This is a genomic window from Methylobacterium sp. J-030 (genome assembly GCF_022829545.1).
Taxonomy (GTDB): domain Bacteria; phylum Pseudomonadota; class Alphaproteobacteria; order Rhizobiales; family Beijerinckiaceae; genus Methylobacterium.
The window spans coordinates 129,145-150,234 of the sequence record NZ_JAKSYM010000351.1 but is presented as its reverse complement, the minus strand read 5'-3'; the positions used below and the strand labels follow the sequence as shown (position 1 = coordinate 150,234).

Annotated in this window: 20 protein-coding genes and 1 pseudogene; 8 read left to right on the top strand and 13 right to left on the bottom strand. The window is 68.2% G+C overall.

The genetic code is table 11. From position 1 onward, the window contains the following. Window positions 1-433: 433 nt before the first annotated feature. From MKK75_RS28095 to MKK75_RS28085, 3 genes are all read right to left on the bottom strand, one after another. On the bottom strand, window positions 434-1,591 hold the full coding sequence (locus MKK75_RS28095; RefSeq protein ID WP_244045766.1) for an alpha/beta fold hydrolase: 1,158 nt from the start codon (window positions 1,589-1,591) through the stop codon (window positions 434-436). Between the two features lie 137 nt (window positions 1,592-1,728). Beyond that, window positions 1,729-2,469, bottom strand: coding sequence for a haloacid dehalogenase type II (locus MKK75_RS28090; protein ID WP_244045765.1), 741 nt, complete (start codon window positions 2,467-2,469; stop codon window positions 1,729-1,731). 255 nt (window positions 2,470-2,724) lie between these two features. Then, a complete protein-coding gene (locus tag MKK75_RS28085) occupies window positions 2,725-3,615 on the bottom strand; it encodes an SDR family oxidoreductase (protein WP_244045764.1) in 891 nt (296 codons plus the stop codon). A 121-nt stretch (window positions 3,616-3,736) separates the two neighbouring features. Between MKK75_RS28085 and MKK75_RS28080 the strand changes: the two genes are divergently transcribed. Then, the gene (locus MKK75_RS28080) at window positions 3,737-4,285 is read left to right on the top strand and encodes a TetR/AcrR family transcriptional regulator (protein WP_244045763.1); all 549 of its coding nucleotides are present in this window, start codon (window positions 3,737-3,739) and stop codon (window positions 4,283-4,285) included. A gap of 33 nt (window positions 4,286-4,318) precedes the next feature. Here MKK75_RS28080 and MKK75_RS28075 read toward each other — a convergent pair whose 3' ends face one another. From MKK75_RS28075 to dctA, 4 genes are all read right to left on the bottom strand, one after another. After that, window positions 4,319-4,957 carry an HAD-IA family hydrolase gene (locus tag MKK75_RS28075; protein ID WP_244045762.1) on the bottom strand — a complete coding sequence of 213 codons (639 nt, stop codon included), beginning with the start codon at window positions 4,955-4,957 and terminating at the stop codon, window positions 4,319-4,321. A gap of 147 nt (window positions 4,958-5,104) precedes the next feature. Further along, complete coding sequence (locus tag MKK75_RS28070; protein WP_244045761.1) at window positions 5,105-5,659, bottom strand: hypothetical protein; 555 nt, start codon at window positions 5,657-5,659, stop codon at window positions 5,105-5,107. Continuing rightward, on the bottom strand, window positions 5,656-7,032 hold the full coding sequence (locus tag MKK75_RS28065) for a thioredoxin (protein WP_244045760.1): 1,377 nt from the start codon (window positions 7,030-7,032) through the stop codon (window positions 5,656-5,658). Before MKK75_RS28065 ends, MKK75_RS28070 begins: the two co-directional genes overlap by 4 nt. 127 nt (window positions 7,033-7,159) lie before the next feature. Further along, on the bottom strand, window positions 7,160-8,554 hold the full coding sequence (gene dctA / locus MKK75_RS28060) for a C4-dicarboxylate transporter DctA (protein ID WP_244045759.1): 1,395 nt from the start codon (window positions 8,552-8,554) through the stop codon (window positions 7,160-7,162). A 96-nt stretch (window positions 8,555-8,650) separates the two neighbouring features. Between dctA and MKK75_RS28055 the strand changes: the two genes are divergently transcribed. The 3 genes from MKK75_RS28055 (at window position 8,651) to MKK75_RS28045 (ending at window position 11,398) form a co-directional block, all read left to right on the top strand. Beyond that, window positions 8,651-9,349 (top strand): GntR family transcriptional regulator, encoded by a 699-nt coding sequence (locus MKK75_RS28055; RefSeq protein ID WP_244045758.1) that lies wholly within the window; start codon window positions 8,651-8,653, stop codon window positions 9,347-9,349. Further along, window positions 9,346-10,350, top strand: a complete 1,005-nt coding sequence (trxB, locus tag MKK75_RS28050) for a thioredoxin-disulfide reductase (protein ID WP_244045757.1) — start codon at window positions 9,346-9,348, stop codon at window positions 10,348-10,350. Before MKK75_RS28055 ends, trxB begins: the two co-directional genes overlap by 4 nt. Before the next feature lie 160 nt (window positions 10,351-10,510). Beyond that, window positions 10,511-11,398: an alpha/beta fold hydrolase gene (locus MKK75_RS28045; protein WP_244045774.1), complete on the top strand. Its 888-nt coding sequence runs from the start codon at window positions 10,511-10,513 to the stop codon at window positions 11,396-11,398. Between the two features lie 182 nt (window positions 11,399-11,580). Here the strand turns inward: MKK75_RS28045 and MKK75_RS28040 are convergent, their stop codons facing one another. The 3 genes from MKK75_RS28040 to MKK75_RS28030 form a co-directional block, all read right to left on the bottom strand. Further along, on the bottom strand, window positions 11,581-12,864 hold the full coding sequence (locus MKK75_RS28040; protein WP_244045756.1) for a D-serine ammonia-lyase: 1,284 nt from the start codon (window positions 12,862-12,864) through the stop codon (window positions 11,581-11,583). Window positions 12,865-12,952: 88 nt separating this feature from the next. Continuing rightward, window positions 12,953-13,717, bottom strand: coding sequence for an SDR family oxidoreductase (locus MKK75_RS28035; protein WP_244045755.1), 765 nt, complete (start codon window positions 13,715-13,717; stop codon window positions 12,953-12,955). A 50-nt stretch (window positions 13,718-13,767) separates the two neighbouring features. Continuing rightward, window positions 13,768-14,163, bottom strand: a complete 396-nt coding sequence (locus MKK75_RS28030) for a tautomerase family protein (RefSeq protein WP_244045754.1) — start codon at window positions 14,161-14,163, stop codon at window positions 13,768-13,770. Window positions 14,164-14,285: 122 nt separating this feature from the next. Here MKK75_RS28030 and MKK75_RS28025 point away from each other — a divergent pair, with 122 nt between their 5' ends. From MKK75_RS28025 to MKK75_RS28010, 4 genes and pseudogenes are all read left to right on the top strand, one after another. Further along, window positions 14,286-15,170 carry a LysR substrate-binding domain-containing protein gene (locus MKK75_RS28025; protein ID WP_244045753.1) on the top strand — a complete coding sequence of 295 codons (885 nt, stop codon included), beginning with the start codon at window positions 14,286-14,288 and terminating at the stop codon, window positions 15,168-15,170. A gap of 210 nt (window positions 15,171-15,380) precedes the next feature. Further along, a complete protein-coding gene (locus MKK75_RS28020) occupies window positions 15,381-15,767 on the top strand; it encodes a tautomerase family protein (protein ID WP_244045752.1) in 387 nt (128 codons plus the stop codon). Between the two features lie 13 nt (window positions 15,768-15,780). After that, window positions 15,781-16,056, top strand: a pseudogene (locus MKK75_RS28015) (class II aldolase/adducin family protein); the annotation flags it as partial. Window positions 16,057-16,281: 225 nt separating this feature from the next. Beyond that, window positions 16,282-17,301, top strand: coding sequence for a fumarylacetoacetate hydrolase family protein (locus tag MKK75_RS28010; protein WP_244045750.1), 1,020 nt, complete (start codon window positions 16,282-16,284; stop codon window positions 17,299-17,301). Window positions 17,302-17,469: 168 nt separating this feature from the next. On the opposite strand, the gene MKK75_RS28005 is transcribed toward MKK75_RS28010, so the two are convergent. The 3 genes from MKK75_RS28005 to MKK75_RS27995 all read right to left on the bottom strand — a co-directional run bounded on the left by MKK75_RS28005 (window position 17,470) and on the right by MKK75_RS27995 (window position 20,912). Continuing rightward, window positions 17,470-18,792, bottom strand: a complete 1,323-nt coding sequence (locus MKK75_RS28005; protein ID WP_244045749.1) for a PQQ-dependent sugar dehydrogenase — start codon at window positions 18,790-18,792, stop codon at window positions 17,470-17,472. Further along, on the bottom strand, window positions 18,789-19,226 hold the full coding sequence (locus tag MKK75_RS28000) for a DUF2231 domain-containing protein (protein WP_313901897.1): 438 nt from the start codon (window positions 19,224-19,226) through the stop codon (window positions 18,789-18,791). Before MKK75_RS28000 ends, MKK75_RS28005 begins: the two co-directional genes overlap by 4 nt. 399 nt (window positions 19,227-19,625) lie before the next feature. Continuing rightward, window positions 19,626-20,912, bottom strand: a complete 1,287-nt coding sequence (locus tag MKK75_RS27995) for an OprO/OprP family phosphate-selective porin (RefSeq protein ID WP_244045747.1) — start codon at window positions 20,910-20,912, stop codon at window positions 19,626-19,628. Window positions 20,913-21,090 lie beyond the last annotated feature (178 nt).

Sequence of the window (21,090 nt, the reverse complement as noted above, 5' to 3'; positions counted from 1 at the left end):
ACCTCTGCGCCGGCCCGTATTGTGTATCCCTCGCGCAACCCAAAGCGGGGAGACGCCGCCCCAAGCGCACAGCGCCAGACGGCCGACCAATGTCGGCTTTCGGGAAACGCCGACGATGGTCCGCATGGCTGAACTGGGTCGATGAGAGGCCGTCTGCTTTTCCAGCACACCTTCTCCGAAGTGGACAGGCCGCTCTCGGCCAGACTGCGTCATGCCGAATTGCCAATGGGCGCAAAACCGGCTGTTCGGCTTGGCGCCCATCTCGGCCGTTCCAGTCACCGGGCGCCGCTTCCAAAAGCGGACATCGACGGCTCGGCGTGCTTCGGCTTCCGCGGAAGACTCACGGGGCTAGCCAGGAACAGCTTCTCTGTCGCGCAGGTCGTTGTCGGTGGGTACCTCTCCACGCCGCAAACCCGCCCCATGATGCAGCTTGTCATCCCGGGACGGGATGGCGCCGCAGGAACTTGAGCAGAATGGCGTTGAACCGCTCCGGCTGCTCCTGCTGCACCCAATGCCCGGCGCCCTCGATCAGGTGAACGCCGTCCATGCGGGTGCAGGTCGTGGTGCGCATGCGCTCGATCGCGCCAGGCTTGCGGTAGGTGCCCCAATCGGCGGCGCCGGAGATGAAGCAAGACGGCACGTCGATCGAGCGGCCGGCGAACAGCTCGATCTCCGAGCGGCCGATCGGGCCGGTGTGGCAGCGGAACCAGTTAAGGCCGCCTTGAAATCCCGTGTAACCGAAGGCGGCCGTGTAGACGGCCAATTCAGCCTCGGGCAGCCATCGATTGGCCGCGATCGCAGCCGGCGTCGGCATATCGGGCGCGACGGTCGCGGCCATGCCGACGCCCGCATCCATGATGTAGTAGGTCGGCAGCGTGGCGAGCTCGGCCGCGGATCCTCTGACGAGCGGGTGTGGATGGTTGCCGGGCCAATCCGCGCTCTTCACGTGGAAGTAGGCGCGCAGGAAGTCGTGAAGGCCCTGGGGCGCGTGGAGCATGTCGGCGTTGGCGCCCGGCGTTCCGAACCAGGCCATGCTGTCCTGCCTCGGGCGCGGGAGGGCCGCGAGCTGGGCGGCCAGAGACGGCGGGGGCGGCTCAGAAGGCTTCCCGGCCGTATCGAACGGGATCGCGGGCGGTCCGTCGAACGGGAAGCTCATCATCACGAGGGAGCGGAACACGTCGGGCCGCACGAGCGCGCAGTAGGCGGCGATCATCGATCCGAAGTCGTGCCCCACGACTGCGGCGACCGAGCGGTGCCCCAAGGCTTCCACGACGCCGAGCGCGTCCCGGGCGTAACTATGCGTGCGGAAGGACGCGACGTCGCCGTCATAACGGTCATCCCACCCCGTAGTCACGCCATAGCCGCGCTGGTCGGGGGCGATCACGTGGTAGCCGGCGGCGGCGAGCGGCAGCATCGTCCGGCGCCAGCTGAAGGCGAGGTCCGGGAAACCGTGGAGCAGCAGCACGGCGGGACGCGCGGGCGTTTCGTAACCCGCCTCGAGCACGTTCACGGTCAGCCCGTTGATGCCCGCGAGGCTGCGCGTCCGGATCCCGGCGGGCTGCTCGATGTCCGCCCCATCTTCAAACGTCATGGCGATGGCTCCGGCGAAAGTGCGAAGGCGTGGCGACGCCTTGGCTTGGCCGATGGGCCAAGAGAGGGATGATGCGGCCGCGACACCACCCAGAACGGTCCGTCGTGTCGGTTCGGCCTGCGAAGCCGGTCGATCCCTCATGGGGCGCTCCGGTCACGGACCGGCGACGGGCCGCGGCGCGCACCAGCCCGGACGATGCGGTCGGCGACGGTGCTGAGATCGTCCGCGACGATGTCCGGCGCGCGACCGAGCGCGACTGGCGCGTTCCCGGGCCGCAGCACGAGCGCCGTCCGGTAACCGGCCGCGGCAGCCCCCAACGTGTCGAAAGCGTGACAGGAGACGAGCCACAGGTCGGACGGCGCGACGCCCAGCGTCGCGGCGAGGTCCGTGTAGCTCTCCAGCGCCGGCTTGTAGCGGCGGACGCGGTCGTCGATGCTGTGGAGCGTGTCGAAGAAGGGCCTGATCCCGGCCTGCGTGAGCTGGGCCTCGACGGCGGCCGCGGGATTGTTGCTCAACGTGACGAGGCGGTAGCCGGCGCTGTTCAGATCGGCCAGGGCCTTCGGGGTGTCGGCGTAGGTCGGCATCCCTGCCGAGAGGCGCCGCAGCGCGTCGAGATCCGCCGGAGCCACCGCGCGGCCGCTCGCCTGGGCCAGCATCCGCAGGACGGCCACGCCGACCGTGCCGGAATCGGCGTATTCGCCCGATAGGGTCAGCGCCTCGGCATATAGGATGACGTGGTTGAACCACGTGCGCAGCGCGCTCGCATCGCCGAAGATGCGGACGAAGACCGGGGCAAGCACGCCGAAATCGAGGAGCGTCTCGTTGACGTCAAAGACGATGATGGGCGCGGCACGCGTGTCGATGGGTTGATCCGTCATGGAAGCGGAACGCGTCGCCACCCGGAGGATCGGCGCTGCGGCCAAGCCTGCGACCAGCGTTCGACGATCCGGAACGATGGCGTGGGTAGACTTCGACATTCGGCCCGCCCCTGGTGGTGTCACGGACCCGATCGACGGCCCCACGCGACGCCTCGGTCTAGGCCGCCCTGTTGCTCGCGAAAATTCGAAACTTCCGAAGAAATTCTTCCGCCAAATCGAACCGATGCCGACCGCGCGACGATGCGGGGCGACCGCTCAGGCATGGTAGTCCGGGTGGTCGATATCCGCGATGAGGCTTCTCTCCCGCGGTTGCCAGTCGAGGGTCGACCGCGTCCGTGCGCTGGAGGCGGGCCCGTTGCCGGCGACCCACATCGCCAAGCCGCCGAAATGCGCCTCCGCCTGCTCGGGCGCGAGGGACATCGCCGGCACGCCGACCTGCCGGCCGATCGCCTCGGCGATCAACCGGAACGGCACGCCCTCATCCGCGACGGCATGGTAGGCCTCGCCCCGGGCGCCACGCTCGAGGGCGCGGCGGAACACGCGCGCCGCGTCCAGCCGATGCACGGACGGCCACAGGTTCTGCCCGTCGCCGACATAGGCGGAGACGCGCCGCTCGCGCGCCACGGCCGCGAGCATGGGGATGAAGCCGTGCCGCTCGCCCCGCCCGTGCACGGAGCGCGGCAGGCGGACCACGGAGGCGCGCAGCCCGCGTTCGGCCAGCGCGAAGGTCGTCTGCTCCGTCGCGCGGGGGAACGCGGGGTCGACCGGGGGCCGCGCGTCCTCCCGAAACATCTCCCCGCGGGGCAGCAGCAGGAACCCGCTGACCGACACGATCGGTCGGTCGGTGCCGGCAAACAGCGCCCCGAAGGTCTCGATCGCCCGCCGATCGTCCTCGGCCATCGCGGCGATCTGCGCGAGGTCGAGGCCGAACGCCAGATGGATGATGCCATCGGCCTCTGCGGCACCGGTCCGAAGCGCGTCCGGATCCCCGATCGCGCCGATCAGCGGTGTGCCGCCCAGGGCCGAGAAGGCGTGCGCCTTGTCCGTCGTGCGCACGAGCCCGGTCACCGCGTGGCCCGCGTCGAGCAGGTCTCGGGCGACCGCAGACCCGACCCAGCCATTCGCTCCAGTCAGGAAGACGCGCATGCTAGATCCCTCGCCGTGGCCAGCGGCTGCCCATCCGGTCCGCCGCGTCAGTGACTGACATAGCGTCGATGTCAGTCACTGACAACAGGAGGTTCGATTCTTGGATCGCTCGGAAGATGATGTGCGCGTCCGCCTCCGGCAGGCTGCCCTGGCACTGTTCGGGGAGCGCGGGTACGAGCGGACCACGGCCGCCGAGATCGCCGCGCGCGTCGGTGTGACGGAGCGGACCTTCTTCCGGCACTTCCCGGACAAGAGGGAGGTGCTGTTCGACGGCGAGGCTGTGCTGCGAACCGCCCTGACGGCCGCCATTGCCGAGGCCCCCGGCGCGCTCGGACCGCTCGCCACGCTGTTCTGGTCGTTCCGGTCGATCCACCCGCTGCTCGAGAACAACCGGCCCTATTCCGAGCCGCGGCACGCGCTGATCGCCCGCACGCCGGCCCTCTACGAGCGCGAACTGGCCAAGACGGCCGCGCTGACCGACGCGCTGGCCGACGCGCTGCAGCTGCGCGGTGTCGCGGATCTGCCGGCGGCGCTGGCGGCCCGGACCGGGATGGCGGCCTTCGTGCACGCGGTGATCGCTTGGCTGGAGGATCCCGAGCCGAGTCTGGGCGAGCGCCTGGAGCAGACTTTCGCCGAGACGGTCGCGCTGGTCGCGGAGGCCGGGCCCTGAGAAGGCCGCGGCGAAGGCGCAGAGTTCCCGATCTCACGCCCCCGGATCGAACCAGGTGCGCAGCGGATCCAGGGTGGTCTCATGGGCCAGCGGGGGCGTCACACCCTCGGGGGCCGCCATGCCGACCCGGTCGTGCCAGTACGTCGCCAAGCCGACCTGCGCCGTCCCCACGAGGTCGTAGGCCGAGCCGGCGACGAACAGGCAGCGCTCCGGCGCGACCCCGAGCGCCTGAAGACCGAGCCGATAAGGCCGCGGGTCGGGCTTGTAGAAGCCGGCTTGCTCCGCGGTGACGACGGCGTCGAACGCGACGCCCACGCAATCGGCGGCGATGCGGCCCAGGCGCTCGGAGCAGTTGGTCACGACGCCGAGCCGCACGGATCGCCCTGCGAGCGCCTGCAGGGCCTCGGTCACCCCGGGCCACGGTCGGAGTTCGTCGTAACGGGCCTCCAGATCGTCCGCGACGCGGCGCGGCAGACCCACCGCCTCGGCGGCCTCGGCCACGAGGGTCTCGTAGCGCCGGTACGCGCCCGTCCGATAGGTGATCCGCAGGTACTCCGCCCGCCACCGGCGGCCGGCCTCCTCGCCGCCGGCGACCGCATTCCACAAGGACCAGCTGTCGAGGAGCGCCGTCAGGAGATCGAACAGGACGGCATCGAACCGGTGGGGTGTCATGATCGGCATCTCCCTGGCCATTTCCTGGCGGACGGTGGCGCATGGCCGGACCGTGCGCCGAGGCTTCGTCAAATCCGGGGCGCCCGGCCGGCGCCCGGCGGGATGAGCCGCCGGGAGCGCCATCGTGGCACGGCGTAGCGCAGCCCGTCAGGCCGCTTCCGAACGCGGCGTCAGGTCCGCCTCCGCGGTGATCGCCTGCAGGATCGCGTCGAAGGCCAGGTCGGCGGAACGGTGAAGCTCTGCCGTGGTCTTGTTCTGCATCGGATGCGAGACGTAGACCGACGCCGCGTCGAGGCCGATCGTCGCCTTCTGCGCCTCGAATGCCTGCTCGAACTCGGTCGTCAGGACGCTGACGCCGGTCAGGCCCCGCTTGTCCAGATCGTTGAGATCGTGCGTCGAGCACGAGGTGCACGAGCCGCAATCGGACAGGGCGATGATGACGGCCTGGCAGCGCGCCGCGATATCCAGGATCATCTCGCGCGGCGCCACGCGCGTGTTCGTCGGCTTCTTGTAGCGGCGCGTGGCGATGCCGCGTTCGCGGCACAGGATTTCCAGGCGGTCGATGAACTCGTCGCCCCGCATCTTGCCGATATCCATCAGGGCGACAGTCCGGCCCTGCAGGGTGTCGAGCGGCTCGACGCGGGGGCGCAGGGCCGATGCGGTCTCGGCGGTCGGGTCGCGCAGCAGGATGCCTTCGTTCACAGCACAATCTCCCGGGTAACGGGTTGGGACTCGGTGCGGAAGCGTCCTCCGGTCCAGCCGGCGCAGATGGCGGAGAACAGCCCCGCCTGACCGCCCGCCTGGACGATGAGGAGCCCCTCGGGCCAGAACTTGTTGACCATCTCGTTCCGGCGGCTGACGGCGATGCCTTCGCCGACTCCGTGGGCGCCCTGGATCACGTCCGCGCCGGGGCGGATCATGGCCCTGTGCAATTCCGCGGTGATCCGGGCCCGGTCCCATCCGGCATCCCGGAAGATGGCGTAGTGCTCGGGGACGAGGACGAGCATCGCGTTGGTGAATTCGCACAGCTTGTAATGGCCGACCGCGAGCAGCGACATGGCCAGGGACTTGGTCAGCTCCTCCGGCGTCCGGGAGCGCTGGTCGAGGAAGCCCTGGATGCCGTCGCCCTGGAACAGCGTCACCGCATTCTTGCCGGCCGCCACGCCGCGGGCGACGGCGAGCGGTTGCCAAGTCGGATCCGACTCGTCCTCGGCGAAGCAGAACGTGTACTTCCCGGGGCCGCCGAGGACCGCCCGATCGAGCTCGCCCGGTCGACCGCCGCCGACGTTGCGGATGATCAGCTGCAGCGCCCGGCCGATCGTCGCGTTGGCGCGGTTGCCCTGGCCCAGGCAGTTGATGCCAGAGTTCATGCCGATCTCGCGGGCGATCGGCCCGTTCACCACGACGATCGGCCCGGAGAAGCACGTGGTGCACAGCAGACCGTGCATCGTGAACAGCGGGTCGAGCGCCGCCTCCAGCGCCGCCAGGACGACCGGCATGTATTCGGGGCGGCAGCCGGCCATCACGGCGTTGATGGCGACCTTCTCCACGGTGATCGGCGAAAGGTTGGGGGGCACCTCGCCGATGACCTCGTTGGCCTTTCGCGACGTGCCATCGAGCATGCGGAGGATGCGCGCGTCGGTCGGTGGGACGACCGGGAGGCCGTCACTCCAGCCCCGGTCGTAGGTGGCCTCGAATTCGTCGTCCCAGGCGCCGAGCTGGATCGGCCGCGACTGGACATCGACCCGTCCGTACCTGGCCCGCAGCACGTCGTGCACGCCGGGCTCCCGGGACTTCGAGCCGCATCCGGGACGCATCGCGGGAAGATCCGTCCCGAGATCGCCGAGACCGGTCATGTCCTGCCAGTCGCCGCGGTGCCAGCCGAAGGTGCGCGCCACCTCCTGACCGTCCTTGAGGCGGACGAGCGTCGGCACCGCCTCGATGTCGAAGGCGAAGGACTGCTCCAGCGACGTGTCGTCGATCGCCGCGACGCTGGAGGGAAAGCCCGGATCGTCCTGCGTGTAGACGCGGGTCGGCACGGCGCCGGCGATGCGCCCGACGACGTCCTCCAGCATCTGACACGTCTCGCATCCGTGTTTGACGAAGATGACGAGCTGATCGCCCTGTCTCACATGCGTGTTCACGGCCTCTCTCCTTGATGGAACCAGACTTTCGAAGGGTGGTGCCGATGAGCCCGGCGGCTCAGAGACGCTGTTCCCACGTGCTCTCGGTCAGGGTTGCCGTCCGGTCGCCGCGGGCGGCCGGGCCTTCGACCGGCGCCGAGGCGGCAGTCGAACGGCGCGACCGCCCCTGCTGAAAGGGGATATCCGGCCCGAAGGCCTCGGCGTAGGCCGCCTCGGCCGCGACCGGGTCGAACTCGCCGCTCATCTTCGCGACGACGACCGTCGCGAGACTGTTGCCGATGATGTTGGTGACCGACCGCGCCTCGGACATGAAGCGGTCGATGCCGATGATCAGCAGCAGGCCTTCGACCGGCAGGACATGCGTTGCCGAGAGCGTCGCGGCGAGCACGACGAAGCCGGAGCCGGCCACCGAACCCGAGCCCTTGGACGTCACGAGCAGGAGCAGGAGCAGGCCGAGCTGCTGGCCGAAGCTCATGTCGATCCCGTAGGCCTGCGCGATGAACAGCGACGCCATCGACAGGTAGATCGCCGTTCCATCGGCGTTGAACGAGTAGCCCACCGGCAGCACGAGGCCGACGCTCGACTTCGAGCATCCGAGGCGCTGGAGCTTGGTCATGAGGCGCGGCAGCACGCTCTCGGAGGAGCAGGTGCCGAAGACGACCAGAACCTCCGCGCCGATGTAACGGATGAACCGGACGAGGCTGAACCCGTAGGCGCGGGCGATCGCCCCCAGCACCACCCCGACGAACAGCGCGCAGGTCAGGTAGACGCTCAGGAGCATGTGCCCGAGGACGAGCACCGAGCCGAGGCCGTAGCGGCCCACCGTGAACGCCATGGCGCCGAACGCGCCCAGCGGCGCGAGGCGCATGATCAGGGCCACGAGCTGGAACAGGATGTCGTTGGCGGCCTGCGCCACCACCACGAACGGCTTCGCCCGCTCGCCGATCAGGACGGCCGCGCAGCCGAATGCGATGGCGAAGAACACGATCTGAAGCAGATCAGCCTTGGCGAACGCGGCGACGGCATTGTCCGGTACGATGTTCGACAGCAGATCCAGCATGTACCGGTCGGCCGACGCGCTCGCGTATTTGGTGACATCGACCGCCGCCGAGCCGACGCGGCTCCTGTCAAATCCGTCGCCGGGCCGGACGAGATTCACGACGATCAGGCCAATGATCAGCGCCAGCGTGGACGCGACTTCGAAATAGAGGAGCGCGCTCCCGCCGATGCGGCCGACCTTCCTAAGGTCGCTGACCTCCGCGATGCCGATGACAATCGTCAGGAAGGCGATCGGCGGGATCACCATCTTGATCAGCTTGATGAACGTGTCGCTCAGCGCCTGCAGGGAGACTGCGAAGCCGGGCCAGAGCATGCCCAGGGCCACTCCGGCGCAGAGCGCGACGACGACCTGCAGAGTCAGATTGGAGGATGTGCGTCGGATCGCGTGCAGCATGAGAACCCCCGCTCGGTGGTATCGCGCGCTTCTGTGCTCAACTGATATGCCAGTTTGCATGTTGACGCGCAACAGCGATTAACTGATATTCCAGTTATGACGGACATCGACAATCTGAGCCTCCGTGCTGAGGCGCTCATCCGTGAGGCCATCGTCAGCGGCCGCTTCGCCTTAGGGGAGCGGCTGTCGGACCGGGCCCTGGCCGACGAGCTTCAGATCAGCCGGACGCCCGTGCGGGAGGCGCTCGCTCGCCTCGCGCAGGACGATCTCGTCGTGGTGCGCCCGCAGAGCGGGACCTTCGTGATGAGCCTGGATGCCGCCGACGTGCGGCGCATCTGCGAGATGCGGGCCGTGCTCGAGCTGGGTGCGCTGCGCATCGCTGCCGCCCGCGATCCGGACGTTCTGGTCGCCGCCGTCTCGGTTCCCCTGTCCGGGGGCGCCCTGGCGGTGGAGGACGACGATCTCGCACGGGCCGAGGCGATGGACGGCGCGTTCCACGAGGCTCTGATCGCGGCGGCGGACAATGCGCTGCTCACCCGGGCCTATCGCGGGATCGCCGATCAGGTCGGCGCCCTGCGCCACAGGCTGCCGCGCGAACGCGCGCGCATGCGGGCGGCCGTCGAGCAGCACCGCCGCATCATCGACCTCGCCGTGACGGGGCGGCTTTCGGAGGCCGAGACCCAGCTCTCCACGCATGTCCGCATCGTCGAGAGGCTCGCGACCGAATTCCTCTTTCAGGACGCCAAGACCACCAGGCGCTCGCGCCGTCGATCCCACCCCTCGGAGCGCACATGACGGTTCATCGGACGAAACTCCTGATCGTCGGCGCCGGTCCGGCCGGCTACACGGCCGCGATCTACGGCGCGCGGGCGAACCTGCAGCCTCTCCTGGTGACCGGGCTTCAGCCCGGCGGACAGCTCACCATCACCACGGAGGTCGAGAACTATCCGGGCTTCGCGCGCGCGATCCAGGGCCCGGACCTCGTCGAGCAGATGCGGGCGCAGGCCGAGCATGTCGGAACCCGGATCCTCTCCGACACCATCGTCTCCGTCGATCTCTCCAGGCGGCCGTTCGAGGCCGCCGGCGACAGCGGCGACACCTATCGCGCCGACACGCTCGTTGCCGCCACCGGGGCACAGGCCCGCTGGCTCGGGCTGCCCTCCGAATTGGCGTTCAACGGCGCCGGGGTCTCGGCCTGTGCGACCTGCGACGGCTTCTTCTACCGCGGCAAGGAGGTCGTGGTCGTGGGCGGCGGCAACACCGCCGTCGAGGAGGCGCTCTACCTCGCCAACCTCGCCGCGAAGGTGACCGTGGTCCATCGGCGCGACCGCTTCCGGGCGGAGCCGATCCTGCAGGACCGGCTTGCGGCCCATCCCAGGATCGCGGTCGTCTGGAACCACGTGGTCGAGGAGATCCTCGGCCGGGACGAGCCCGTGAAGGCGGTCACGGGCGTGCGGCTGCGCGAGGTCGGGACCGGCGACACCCGCGATCTGGCGGCCGACGGCGTCTTCGTCGCCATCGGGCACGATCCCGCGACGGCACTCTTTCGAGGACAGGTCGAGATGGAGGCCGGCGGCTACATCCGGATCTCCCCGTGGTCCACCAGGACCTCGATCCCGGGATTCTTCGGGGCTGGCGACTGCGCGGAGAGCGTCTATCGGCAGGCGGTCGTGGCCGCCGGGATGGGCTGCATGGCGGCCCTGGAGGCGGAGAAATTCCTGGCCGACCACGCCGCGGATCCCGCGGTCCGGGCCGAGGAACGGAGCACGCGCGCGATGATCGGCGCCTACGCCTGATCCCGCTGCGGACCGTCGAGCCCGAAGGAGTGGCCGCATGGTATCGTTTCGTCGCCGCGATGTCGTGGCCGCCCTGGCCGGGGCGGCCGCCAGCGATCTGATCCCGGTGCGCGCCGACGCCGCGCCCGATCCGGCAGGCGATCCAACAGGCGATCCGGCCATCCGGCGCATCAGGGCAGGCGTCCTCGATGTGGCCTATCGCGAGTCCGGCCCGCCGGACGGGGATCCGGTGATCCTACTCCACGGCTTTCCCTACGACGTCCATGCCTACGCGGCGGTCGCACCCGTTCTGACGAGGGCGGGCCGGCGCGTGATCGTGCCCTACCTGCGCGGCTACGGACCCACCCGGTTCATCGAGGCCGCCATCCCGCGGGTCGGCCAGCAGGCTGCGCTGGGCAACGACCTCCTCGCCCTCCTCGACGCGCTCGACCTCCGCAAGGCGACGCTTGCCGGCTTCGACTGGGGCGCCCGCGCGGCGTGCGTGGTGGCGGCGCTCCATCCCGAACGGGTCAGCGGCCTCGTCAGCAGCGGCGGCCCCGGCTACAACATCCAGAATCGCGTGGATTTCCTGACGCCGCGTGACGCCGCGTTCGAGCGCCGTCATTGGTTCTACTGGTACTTGAACGCGCAGCGCGGCAGGACGGCCTTCTCGAACGATCCCGCCGGGTTCTGCCGCTATCTGTGGCACGACTTCTCGCCGACCTGGGCCTTCGACGATGCGACCTTCGCCCGGACCGCCGCGGCGTTCGAGAACCCCGATTTCGTGACCGTGGCGCTGCACTCCTACCGCTTCCGCATCGGCGAGGTGCCGGGCGATCCCGCGCTGGAGCCGATCGAGCGGCAACTCTCCGGGAGCCCGCGGATCACGGTCCCGACGATCGTGCTGGAAGGTGCCGACGAAGGCGTCGATCCGCCGGAACCTCCAGGGACGGCAGCCCCGCATTTCACGCAGCTGCGCCGCACGACGGTGCTGAACGGCGTCGGCCACAACGCGCCCCAGGAGGCGCCGGACCTGTTCGCCGCCGCCATCCTGGACCTGGACCGGTGACCGCTCCGGAACCGGCCTCGGCCTGAAACGATCTCCGCCCGGATCTTCTGGCGGATATCGCGCCGGCCGAGATGCCGGGCGCAGCGCCATGGCCTGGGGTCGGGCGCGACCTCGGAGCGCCCCGCTCCGCCCGCCGGGACGACGGTGCCGGCAAAGGGGTGGGGGTGGCAGCCTGTGCCGGATCAGGCGCGGGCCAGGGCGGCCTCGAATTCCGCGTCCGGCAGATGCGCGCCCCCCGTGGTCCAGACCACATGGGTGGCCGCCTCGTCCGCCGGCGGCCCCTCCGCGCGAAACCGGTGGAGGGCGGCGAAGCCGGAGGCCGCGGAGGGTTCGAGGCGCAGCCCCGCGCCGGTCCAGAGCACCCGCAGCCAGTGGAACAGCTCCGCGTCGGGGACGGTCACCACCGCGTCGATGAGCGCGCCGACGGTCCGGGCGACCAGCAGGGAGGCGCTCGCCACCGCCAGCCCATCGGCCGCCGTCCGGTTGTCGAGCCCGGCCTCGTAGACACTGACGGGCCGGTCGAGCCCGGCCGCGAGCTGCACGAGCATGCACGGCGAGGCCACCGGCTCCACGAAGACCGGCCGCACCGCGTCGCCGAACAGCAGAGTCAGGCCGAAGGCCACGCCCCCCGGCGCGCCGCCGACACCGCAGGGGAGGTAGACGTAGAGTGGGTGCGCCGCATCGACCGCGATCCCGGCTGCCGCGAGCTGGCGCTGCAGGTCGAGTGCCGCCGCCGCGTAGCCGAGGAACAGGTCGACCGAATCCTCGTCGTCGACGAAATGCGCGTCGGCGCGATCCCGGAAAGCGTCCCGCGCCGCCGCCACAGCGCGCCCGTAATCCCCCGGATGCTCGACCACGCGCGCGCCGAGATCGCGGAGGCGCTGCTTCTTCCAGGCCTTGGCGTCGTGGGACATGTGCACCTCGACCTGGAAGCCGAGGGCGCGGCCCATCACGCCGACGCTGAAGCCGAGATTGCCGGTACTGCCGACCGCGACCGTGTGCCGGGCAAAGAGATCGCGGAAGGCGCCGGACGCGAAGGCTGCGTAGGACAGGCGGGGCCGCAGGAGCCCCGCCGCCGCGGCCAGCGTCTCGGCATAGGCCAGGACCTCGTAGACCCCGCCGCGCGCCTTGATGCAGCCGGTGACCGGCAGGTCGTGATCGGCCTTGACCCAGACCGAACCGGGCGCATCGCCGAGCAGGGTCCGTGCGAGATCGGACGCGACGGGCAGCAACGGCGAGTCGATCCGGCCGTCCTCCGTACCTTCGAACAGCTGGGCCAGGAGCGGATCGAAGCGCCGCCAGCGCGCCTCTGCACCGTGCATGTCCGCCTCGGAGAATGCCGACGCGGCCAGCACCGATGCGGCATCCTTCCGGTGCGGATTGCGCCAGACGACCGGTTCGGCCCGCCGTACGGCCGCGGGGATCGCGCCATCGCCGGAGGTCTCGCGCGGCAGGGTGACGGTCATGGCATCCTCGTGGGCGGTTGTCGGTCGCGCGGGCGGTCCCCGATGGTCCTGCCACGGATCGTTCGCCGCCGCGCCCCTCTTCCGGGGCTCAGCGGCCGCCCCGGTCGCCGCGGTGCACGACGAGCGGGCCGAAGGCTTGGCTGACCGGCATGAGCTCGATGACGTTGATGTTCACGCGGGCGGGTCGGGTGGCGGCCCAGAACACCGTGTCGGCGACATCCTCGGGCGTGAGCGCGTCGGCGCCGTCGTAGACGCCCGCGGCACGGGTGTCGTCGCCGCGGAACCGCACGTTGGAGAACTCGGTGCCGCCGACGAGGCCCGGATCGATCTGCGTGACGCGCACCCGCGTGCCGACGAGATCGGCGCGCAGGTTCAGCGACAGCTGCCGGACGAACGCCTTGGTGGCCCCATAGACGTTGCCGCCCGGATACGGGTAGCTCGCCGCCGTCGATCCGATGTTGACGATGTGGCCGGTATCGCGCGCGACCATCCCCGGCAGCACCGCGTGGGTCACGTACATCAGGCCCTTGACGTTGGTGTCGACCATCGCCTCCCAGCCGTCGAGGTCCGCCGCCTGCGCGGGTTCGAGCCCGACGGCGAGGCCGGCATTGTTGACCAGCACGTCGATGGCCGCATAGGCCGCGGGAAGGCCGGCGACGGCGTCCTCGACCGCCCGCCTGTCCCGGACGTCGAGTGCGAGGGTGTGGACCGTCTGGGTGCCGAGTTCATCGGCGAGCGCCTGGAGCCGCTCCCGGCGGCGCCCGGCCGCGACGACTTTGTGGCCGGTCCGTGCGAAGCGCCGCGCGATCGCGAGGCCGAAGCCCGACGTCGCGCCGGTGACGAGGATGCTCATGCGATCTCCTGCCTGTGCTGGGGATGTCCGGCGGCGCGCTCGCGAGACCGTCAGGCTGCGTCATCCTCGACGTAGGATGCGAGGCCGTTGCCGAAGGACCACTCGTCGCGCCCGTTCGGCGAGAGGACGATCAGCACGTCCTCCGGGCGCAGCCCGGGATTCGCCACGAGGTTGTCGGTGATTGCCCGGTAGAGCGCCTTCTTCTGCGGCGTCTCGCGCCAGTTCCCGGCCACGATGTTGATGATCACGAGATCGTCGGTGCGATGGAGACCCAGGTAGTCCGGATCGTAGATCAGCTCGTCTGGCGCGTGCTGGTGGACGAGCTGGAAGCGATCGTCGGCCGGCGCGCCATAGGCCTCCATCAGGCCGCGATGGACGCCATCCGAAATCGCCCGGATGTGCTCCGATGACTTGCCCTTGATCAGTGAAATACGAACGAGAGGCATGGAAATGGTATCCCCTGGCAGGTCCCGTCGGGTCTCGACCGGCTTGACCCGACCGGTCTATCGCGGCACCATCGTTCTGAAAATTTGAAACTACCGAACAATAACATCGATAAGATCGAACGATGACGATCCGCACCAACCTCGACATGGACGTACTCCGGACCTTCGTGACCGGGTTCGAGCTCGGCAGCTTCGCCCGGGCGGCCGAGCGCCTGGGGCGGTCGCAATCGGCCGTGAGCACGCAGCTCCGCAAGCTGGAGGAGCAGGTCGGGCAGCCGCTGGTCCAGAAGGCCGGGCGTGGCCTCGCCCTGACCCCCGCCGGCGAGAGCATGCTCGGCTACGCCAAGCGGCTGCTGGATCTCAACGACGAGGCGATCGATCGTCTCCGCGGCACGGAACTCGAAGGCTGGGCGCGGCTCGGCCTCGCGCAGGATTTCGCCGAGAGCTGGCTCCCGGCGGTGCTCAAACGCTTCTCCCGGGCCTATCCGCGGGTGCGCATCGAGGTCCAGGTCGGCCTCGGCGCGCAGCTCGTCGAGAGGACGCTGAAGGGCGAACTCGACGTCGCGCTGGTCTGGGGGGATGTGGGCGACGCCCCCCATGCCCAGCGGGTCGCCGCGGTGCCGATCCACTGGATCGGTCAGCCCGATTGGCCGGGCCTCGCGAGCCTCGGCCGGGAGCCCCTGCCGTTCGCGGCCTTCGCGCCGCCGTGCACGTTCCGGTCCGCGGCCGTCGCCGCCCTGGACCACGATGGTCTGCCCTGGCGTCTGGTGTTCACGAGCCCCAGCCTCTCGGGTCTCTGGGCTGCGGCCGAGGGTGGGCTCGGCATCACAGCGCGGACAGCCGTCGGTCTGCCGAAGACGCTGAGCGTGCTCGACCCGGCCGCGACAGGGCTGCCGGCCCTTCCGTGCGCGCCGCTCACCCTCCATCAGGCGGAAGCCGACCTGTCGCCGGCCGTCGCGCGGCTCACGGATATCCTGCTCGAGACGATCCGTGAGCATGTCGCGTAGAGCGCGGGGCAGACTTGACCCGACACCATCCCATGATCATCCGGCCCGGCGCGGCCGACACCGGATGCGGCGGCATTGGGTACGACGTCTTTCGTTCGATTTCACGGAAGATTTAATCCGGAATTTTCAAATTTACCAAACTCTCGGGCGTCAGTAGCACCGTCTCACGGATTGCCGCCGCGGCGGTGGCGCGTGGGAGGAGAGACAACCATGCCCTTCATCAACGTCAAGGTGGCAGGTCAGAAGCTGTCTCGGGACCAAGTCGAGCGGATCCAGGCGGGCGTCACGACCCTGATGACCGACATCCTGCACAAGGTCGGCCCACTCGTCGGCGTGCTGGTCGAGGAGGTACCGCTGGCGGGATGGAGCGTCGGCGCCGCGCCGGTCGCGTGCGCCGCGCAGGTCGATGCCGTCATCAGCGCGGGGACCAACACAGCCGAGGAGAAGGGGCGGTTCATCGCCGAGGCGAGCCGCCTCCTGAAAGACGTTCTCGGCTCCCAGCTCGCGGACGTCTCCTACGTCGTCATCCACGAGGTGCCGAAGGACAGTTGGGGCTATGGCGGCCTGACCCAGGCTCACCGGGCACAGAACCGCTGAACGCGACCCGCGTCTCGGGAAGTCCCTCGCCGATGTGTTGGGGCGCAAGAGTGTGGTGCTGATGCGCGGCCACGGCGATGTCGTGGTCGGGCCGACGATTCCCCTTACCGTTTTTTGCGCCGTCTACACTGAAGCGAACGCCAAGATTCAAGCGCAGGCGATCGCGCTCGGCGGCCCGGTCACCTACCTGGATGTCGAGGAAGGCGAGACGGCGAATCAGGCCCTCGATCTGATCCACCGGCGCGCATGGGAGCGGTGGAAGAAGACGGCTGCCGACCTTCGTCGGTGAGACCTTGCGGCCGACACCGGCAGGTGTGCCGGTTGGCGTGATCCAAGACTTTCAGAAAATGCCAGGTCATTGTTCTTGCCGCATCGTTCAACGCCGAACCGTATCCGCTTCGGCGGAAAATGCTGTACTGATCCGGTCCCTGTGAGCGCAGGCTCGCGGCACGGCCTGGTGTGAACCGCAGGCCGCAAACGGCCCGCAAAGACGGGCCTTCCGGAGGAACCGATCATGAGCAACAGGCGCCAATTCCTGACGGCCACGGCGGTCGGTCTCGCTGCCGCGACATCCCCAGCGCGGGCGACGGACGGCCGAACGGAGAAGGGCACTGCCGCGCCCGAGCCGACGGGAATGCCGCGGGACATGACGCTGATCAACATGCGCCGGGATGGCAGCTACGCGCTTGGCGTGAAAATGACGAGCGGCGTGCTCGACGTTGTGGCTGCCGGCCGCGCCCTGGGGATGCCGTTCCCAGCCGACATGGATGACCTGCTGCAGAACAGTCGCGGCCCGGTCCTGCGGGCGCTCATCGACACGGTCGGGGCGACGCCCGACAAGCGGCTCGTATTGGACGAGGCTGCCATCGACTACGCCCCAGTCGTGACGCGTCCGGAAAAGATCATCATGATGGGCTTCAACTACAAGCACCATGCCGAAGAGACCGGAACGCCGATCCCGAAGGATCCGCCGCTGTTCAATAAGTACAACAACGCCCTCAATTATCATGGTGGCGCGATCAAGCTGCCGACCGCGGCGGCGCGTGAGTTCGACTACGAGACCGAATTGGTCATCGTGTTCGGACGCGAATGCCGGAACGTGAGCGAGGCGGATGCCCTCGACTATGTGGCGGGCTACAGCACCGGCAACGACTTCAGTGCCCGAGATCTCCAGACGCTGACCTCGCAGTTCATGATCGGAAAGACCTCGGACGGCTTCGCCCCGCTCGGTCCCTATCTCGTCACCGCCGATCGGGTGAAGGACCCCAATAACTTGAAGCTCCGCACTGTGGTGAACGGCAAAGTGCGCCAGGATTGGAACACCAATGACATGATCTTCAATTGCCGCCAGCTGATCAGCTTCGCGTCGAAGGTGATGACGATTAAGCCCGGGGACATCTTTTACACCGGTACGCCGCAAGGGGTGATCTTTGGGGAGAAGATACCGCGCAAGGAGCGGGCATGGCTGAAGCCCGGCGACGAGATCGTGTCGGAACTCGAAGGTCTGGGTGAACTGCGCTTCCGCTTGACCTAAGTCAAAGTCACGGGCCGGCCTCGAAGCCTTGATCTGACGAATCCGCGCATCCCAGTGGACGCGCGGATATTCACCGGTCCGCATAGCCCAATGCTCGCGTTCAGCTTCGCGCCCATCTCGGCCGGTCAGCCGCCGATATCAGCTCCATCGGAGCGGACGTTGCGACACTCAGTGCGTGGCTGTCGTCGAGCTCACTCTCCAAACAGTGTTGCCGACATCGTCGGCGACGATGAGAGCGCCGGTCCGATCGAGGGACACACCGACCGGGCGTCCGCGGACCGTCTTCTTGTCCTGCGCGAGGAAGTCGGTGACCACCGGAATCGGTGCTCCGCTCGGGCGTCCATCGACGAAGGGGACGAAGATCACCTGGTAGCCGTTTAGCGGGTCGCGGTTCCAGCTGCCATGCTCGCCCACGAACGCGCCATCGCCGAATTGCGGCGACACCTTCTGACCTTGGGTGAACGCGACACCAAGGGTCGCAACGTGGGAGCTTAGTCCGTAATCCGGCTTGATCGCTTTCGCGACCATGTCGGGCTTCTGCGGCTGGACGCGGTCGTCCACGTGCTGCCCCCAGTAGCTGTAGGGCCAGCCGTAGAAGCCGCCCTCCTTGATCGACGATAGGTAATCCGGATCCGCATCCGGCCCGTTCTCGTCGCGTCCGTTGACGACGGCGAACAACTGCCCCGTTCCGGGCTGGACGGCGAGGTTCGTCGGGTTGCGGATCCCGGTCGCGTAGAGGCGTTTGGCCCCGGTCAGCCTATCGATCTCAAAGATGGCCGCGCGATCCTCCTCGATATCCAGCCCGTTTTCGGCGACGTTGCTGTTGGACCCGACGCCGACGTAGAGCTTTGATCCATCCGGGCTGGCGGCCAACGACTTGGTCCAGTGATGGTTGATCGGGCCGGCCGGCAGATCCGCGAGCTTGGTCCCCGGTTCCTTGATCTCCGTCTGCCCGGGCTTGAACGGATAGGCGATGATCGCGTCGGTGTTGGCCACGTACAGCGTATCCGCCGCCACCGCGACCCCGTAGGGCGAGTGCAGGTGGTCGACGAGCACCGTCTTCATCTCCGGAACGCCATCGCCGTCGGCATCCCGCAGCAACGTGATGCGATTGCCGCCCTTCTCGGCGGAGCCGCCGCGGGCCTTGATCAAACCGGAAATGTAATCCTTCGGCCGGAAAGGCTTGGTGCCGGGGCCGTTGCTTTCGACGACGAGGATGTCGCCGTTGGGCAACGGGTACACGATACGCGGATGCATCAGCCCGTTCGCCATAGCCTGGATGTGTAGGCCGGAGGGAACTGTGGGCGTTTCCCCGGCCTTCCAGCCGACGGCCTGCGGTACGCTCATCGGGGGGACGAGGTACTGGCGCGACTCCGGAATGTCCGGGTTCGACCCGTATTGCTTCCTTGGATCGCCTCCCTTGTCGTTGCAGCCAGCCAGCAAAGCGACGACCATCAAGCTGGAAGCCGTGCGGAATCGCTTCACGGTCATGCGTTGTCTCCCTGGGCGGGCATCTTGGGGCCGGTCACGCACCAGCCGCGAAGGCCGGCGACGAGAAGCAGGATCGCAACGATGGCCGACACGGTGATCCCGGACGGGACGACGGACGTCCACCCATCGCGCGTATGAATGAAAACGTTGACGATCGAGAGGAGCGCGGCGACGGTCAGCAGGCCGAAGTCGGACCAGCTGATCGGCCCGGCCCTCCCAAGCACGAAATCCAGCACCAGGACGAGCGCGGCGATCAGGGCCAGGACGAGCCCGCCGGTGATCAGCCACGCCGAGAAGTTGGCCCACTGCATCAACGCGTTGCTGAAATACATGGAGTCCGTGAACAAGGCGGCTATTAGAAAAGCCCCACCCAATCCGACGAACAACGGGTGCAGCGGCCGGGGCGCACCGCCCGCGTCAAGTTGCCTAGCCATTCTTTCCTCCAACGAAGCAACGACTTGAGAGCGCTCGGCCGATCATGAGTGAAACGCGAGATCTCGGGAAAGGTGCGACCGTTCTCGGTGCTTTGTTGCGAACGCGATGTTCCATCATCGTGATGCTACCGAAGCCGAACGGGCGGCCACACGCGCATCCGCACGAAATGGGCCCGCGACGCGGTCCAGCAAATCCGTGATCGATCATTTGACCGGTGCTGGGCTTCGAAGAGTGCCGCGTGATCCAGAAGCAGCCGGCACGGCATCGATCAGCTCTTGCCGATCTACGAATGTCCGCTTGCTGATCCTGAAGCTCAATGGCAGCCTGCCTAACATCGCGCGACCGTGCCGAGCAGTCCTGACATCGAGCGCCTGCGCCGCCTTCTGCCTGAACGGCGCTCACCAGTAGATCTGGAGGCGCGTGATGATCGTGTCGACCGAGAATGACGTGCGGCTGAGGGCGTCAGATTGGGACTCGCTCGGCTGCACGCGCCCGTGGATATAGTTCGCGATCAGGCGCAGGTTCGGCTCGGGGTACCAGCTCAGGCCAAGGGTCACATCTCGCTCCGAACCGGCACGGAAGCCCCGAGCGTTAAGGTCGATGCTGCTGTAGCGGGCGGCGGCTTCGAACACACCGATCCCGCCCCGGGATACCCGCTGCCCCTCCGGCACGGTCACGCCCTTGAATGTCGCGTAAGTCGTGCCGCCTTGAGGTGTCATAGCGTAGCTTCGGCCTTCTCCGTTCAGCACTAAGCCCGCCTCGACATAGCCGCCTTGGAAACCGAGGACCGGCAATGGGCCAGCAAGCCCCTCGAACCGCTCAATGTCTGCGTGGATGTACTCGGCTTGGAGCAGCAATGGGCCGTTGCGGTAGGCAAATTCCGCGCCGATGCGAGTAGCGCGTGCAACGTCGGGCAAGTCGCCGGTGTCGACGAAGGAGCGCGCAAATAAAGAGGCTTCGGCCTGGGTGGAGAAGCTGAAATTGTCGTCGCCGCGGGAGCGACGGCGATAGATCCCAGCGAGCCCGAAATGGAGGGTCTCGTCCTCGTTCATGATGGGCGCCACGGTGGCCCGTGCGGCCACCGCCACTCCGTCGCCGGAGATGCCGTTGCTGGCGGCATTGCCGAACACCCCTGCCACCGCAGTCCAAGCCTGCCCGTGATGGCCCATTGCGAAGCCGAACCGGCGGTCCGGCACGAATGCGTTGGCCAGCGAACGCTCGGCGAACAGGGTGTCGTTGTTGCTTTGCAGCCATTCGAGGCTGAACGGCACCTTCATGTTGCCAAGCGTGAAGATCGTGTCTGGCAACCCCTTCCAGGCCACGAAGGCGTCGTTGATCGGCAGGACGGGATCGCTGAAATCGTACTGGAAGGCGATCACCCAGTCGCGGCCGATAGTGAGTGTCGGTTCGATCCAGGAACGGCGCACCGCGACATTGTCCGGGAAGGCCTCAGGTAGACCCGGTTGACTGAGACCAGCCGCGCCAGCATCAATGTGTAGACGACCGCCGATATTCAGCTTCACATCCGGGTCACGGAACGTGAGGGTCAGCCCCTTCTCATCGTAGCGCAAGCGCTCTCCGTAGGGGCCGGCCATGCCTTCGAACGTGTCGTCCCCGGCGCTGGCAGGCGCCGCGAGAGCGAGGGAGACGGCCAAGAAGGCTGCGGCGCGGCGCGTTTTGATCACGGTGTCAGAGAGCAGTTCGCCACGGCGGCGACAAGCACATGTGCCAATGGAAGCTCAAAACACGACGCTCGTGGCATGGCGGTCACGTTCCCATGCCGTTCGAAACGGTTGAAATAGGCGGGTTGCTCTCGCCTCTCTGTCACGTTGGTGCGGCTGCGATAGAGGAGCAGAATGCGGC

Excerpts from the sequence above, each read along its gene's own strand:
- MKK75_RS28010 (WP_244045750.1), top strand. The coding sequence starts at position 16,282 with ATGAGCAACAGGCGCCAATTCCTGACGGCCACGGCGGTCGGTCTCGCT.
- MKK75_RS28000 (WP_313901897.1), bottom strand. The coding sequence starts at position 19,226 with ATGGCTAGGCAACTTGACGCGGGCGGTGCGCCCCGGCCGCTGCACCCG.
- MKK75_RS28085 (WP_244045764.1), bottom strand. The coding sequence starts at position 3,615 with ATGCGCGTCTTCCTGACTGGAGCGAATGGCTGGGTCGGGTCTGCGGTC.
- MKK75_RS28040 (WP_244045756.1), bottom strand. The coding sequence starts at position 12,864 with ATGACCGTCACCCTGCCGCGCGAGACCTCCGGCGATGGCGCGATCCCC.
- MKK75_RS28005 (WP_244045749.1), bottom strand. The coding sequence starts at position 18,792 with ATGACCGTGAAGCGATTCCGCACGGCTTCCAGCTTGATGGTCGTCGCT.
- MKK75_RS28065 (WP_244045760.1), bottom strand. The coding sequence starts at position 7,032 with ATGCTGGAGGACGTCGTCGGGCGCATCGCCGGCGCCGTGCCGACCCGC.
- MKK75_RS28030 (WP_244045754.1), bottom strand. The coding sequence starts at position 14,163 with ATGCCTCTCGTTCGTATTTCACTGATCAAGGGCAAGTCATCGGAGCAC.
- MKK75_RS28025 (WP_244045753.1), top strand. The coding sequence starts at position 14,286 with ATGACGATCCGCACCAACCTCGACATGGACGTACTCCGGACCTTCGTG.
- trxB (WP_244045757.1), top strand. The coding sequence starts at position 9,346 with ATGACGGTTCATCGGACGAAACTCCTGATCGTCGGCGCCGGTCCGGCC.
- MKK75_RS28090 (WP_244045765.1), bottom strand. The coding sequence starts at position 2,469 with ATGACGGATCAACCCATCGACACGCGTGCCGCGCCCATCATCGTCTTT.
- MKK75_RS28095 (WP_244045766.1), bottom strand. The coding sequence starts at position 1,591 with ATGACGTTTGAAGATGGGGCGGACATCGAGCAGCCCGCCGGGATCCGG.
- MKK75_RS28075 (WP_244045762.1), bottom strand. The coding sequence starts at position 4,957 with ATGACACCCCACCGGTTCGATGCCGTCCTGTTCGATCTCCTGACGGCG.
- MKK75_RS28020 (WP_244045752.1), top strand. The coding sequence starts at position 15,381 with ATGCCCTTCATCAACGTCAAGGTGGCAGGTCAGAAGCTGTCTCGGGAC.
- MKK75_RS28035 (WP_244045755.1), bottom strand. The coding sequence starts at position 13,717 with ATGAGCATCCTCGTCACCGGCGCGACGTCGGGCTTCGGCCTCGCGATC.
- dctA (WP_244045759.1), bottom strand. The coding sequence starts at position 8,554 with ATGCTGCACGCGATCCGACGCACATCCTCCAATCTGACTCTGCAGGTC.
- MKK75_RS28055 (WP_244045758.1), top strand. The coding sequence starts at position 8,651 with ATGACGGACATCGACAATCTGAGCCTCCGTGCTGAGGCGCTCATCCGT.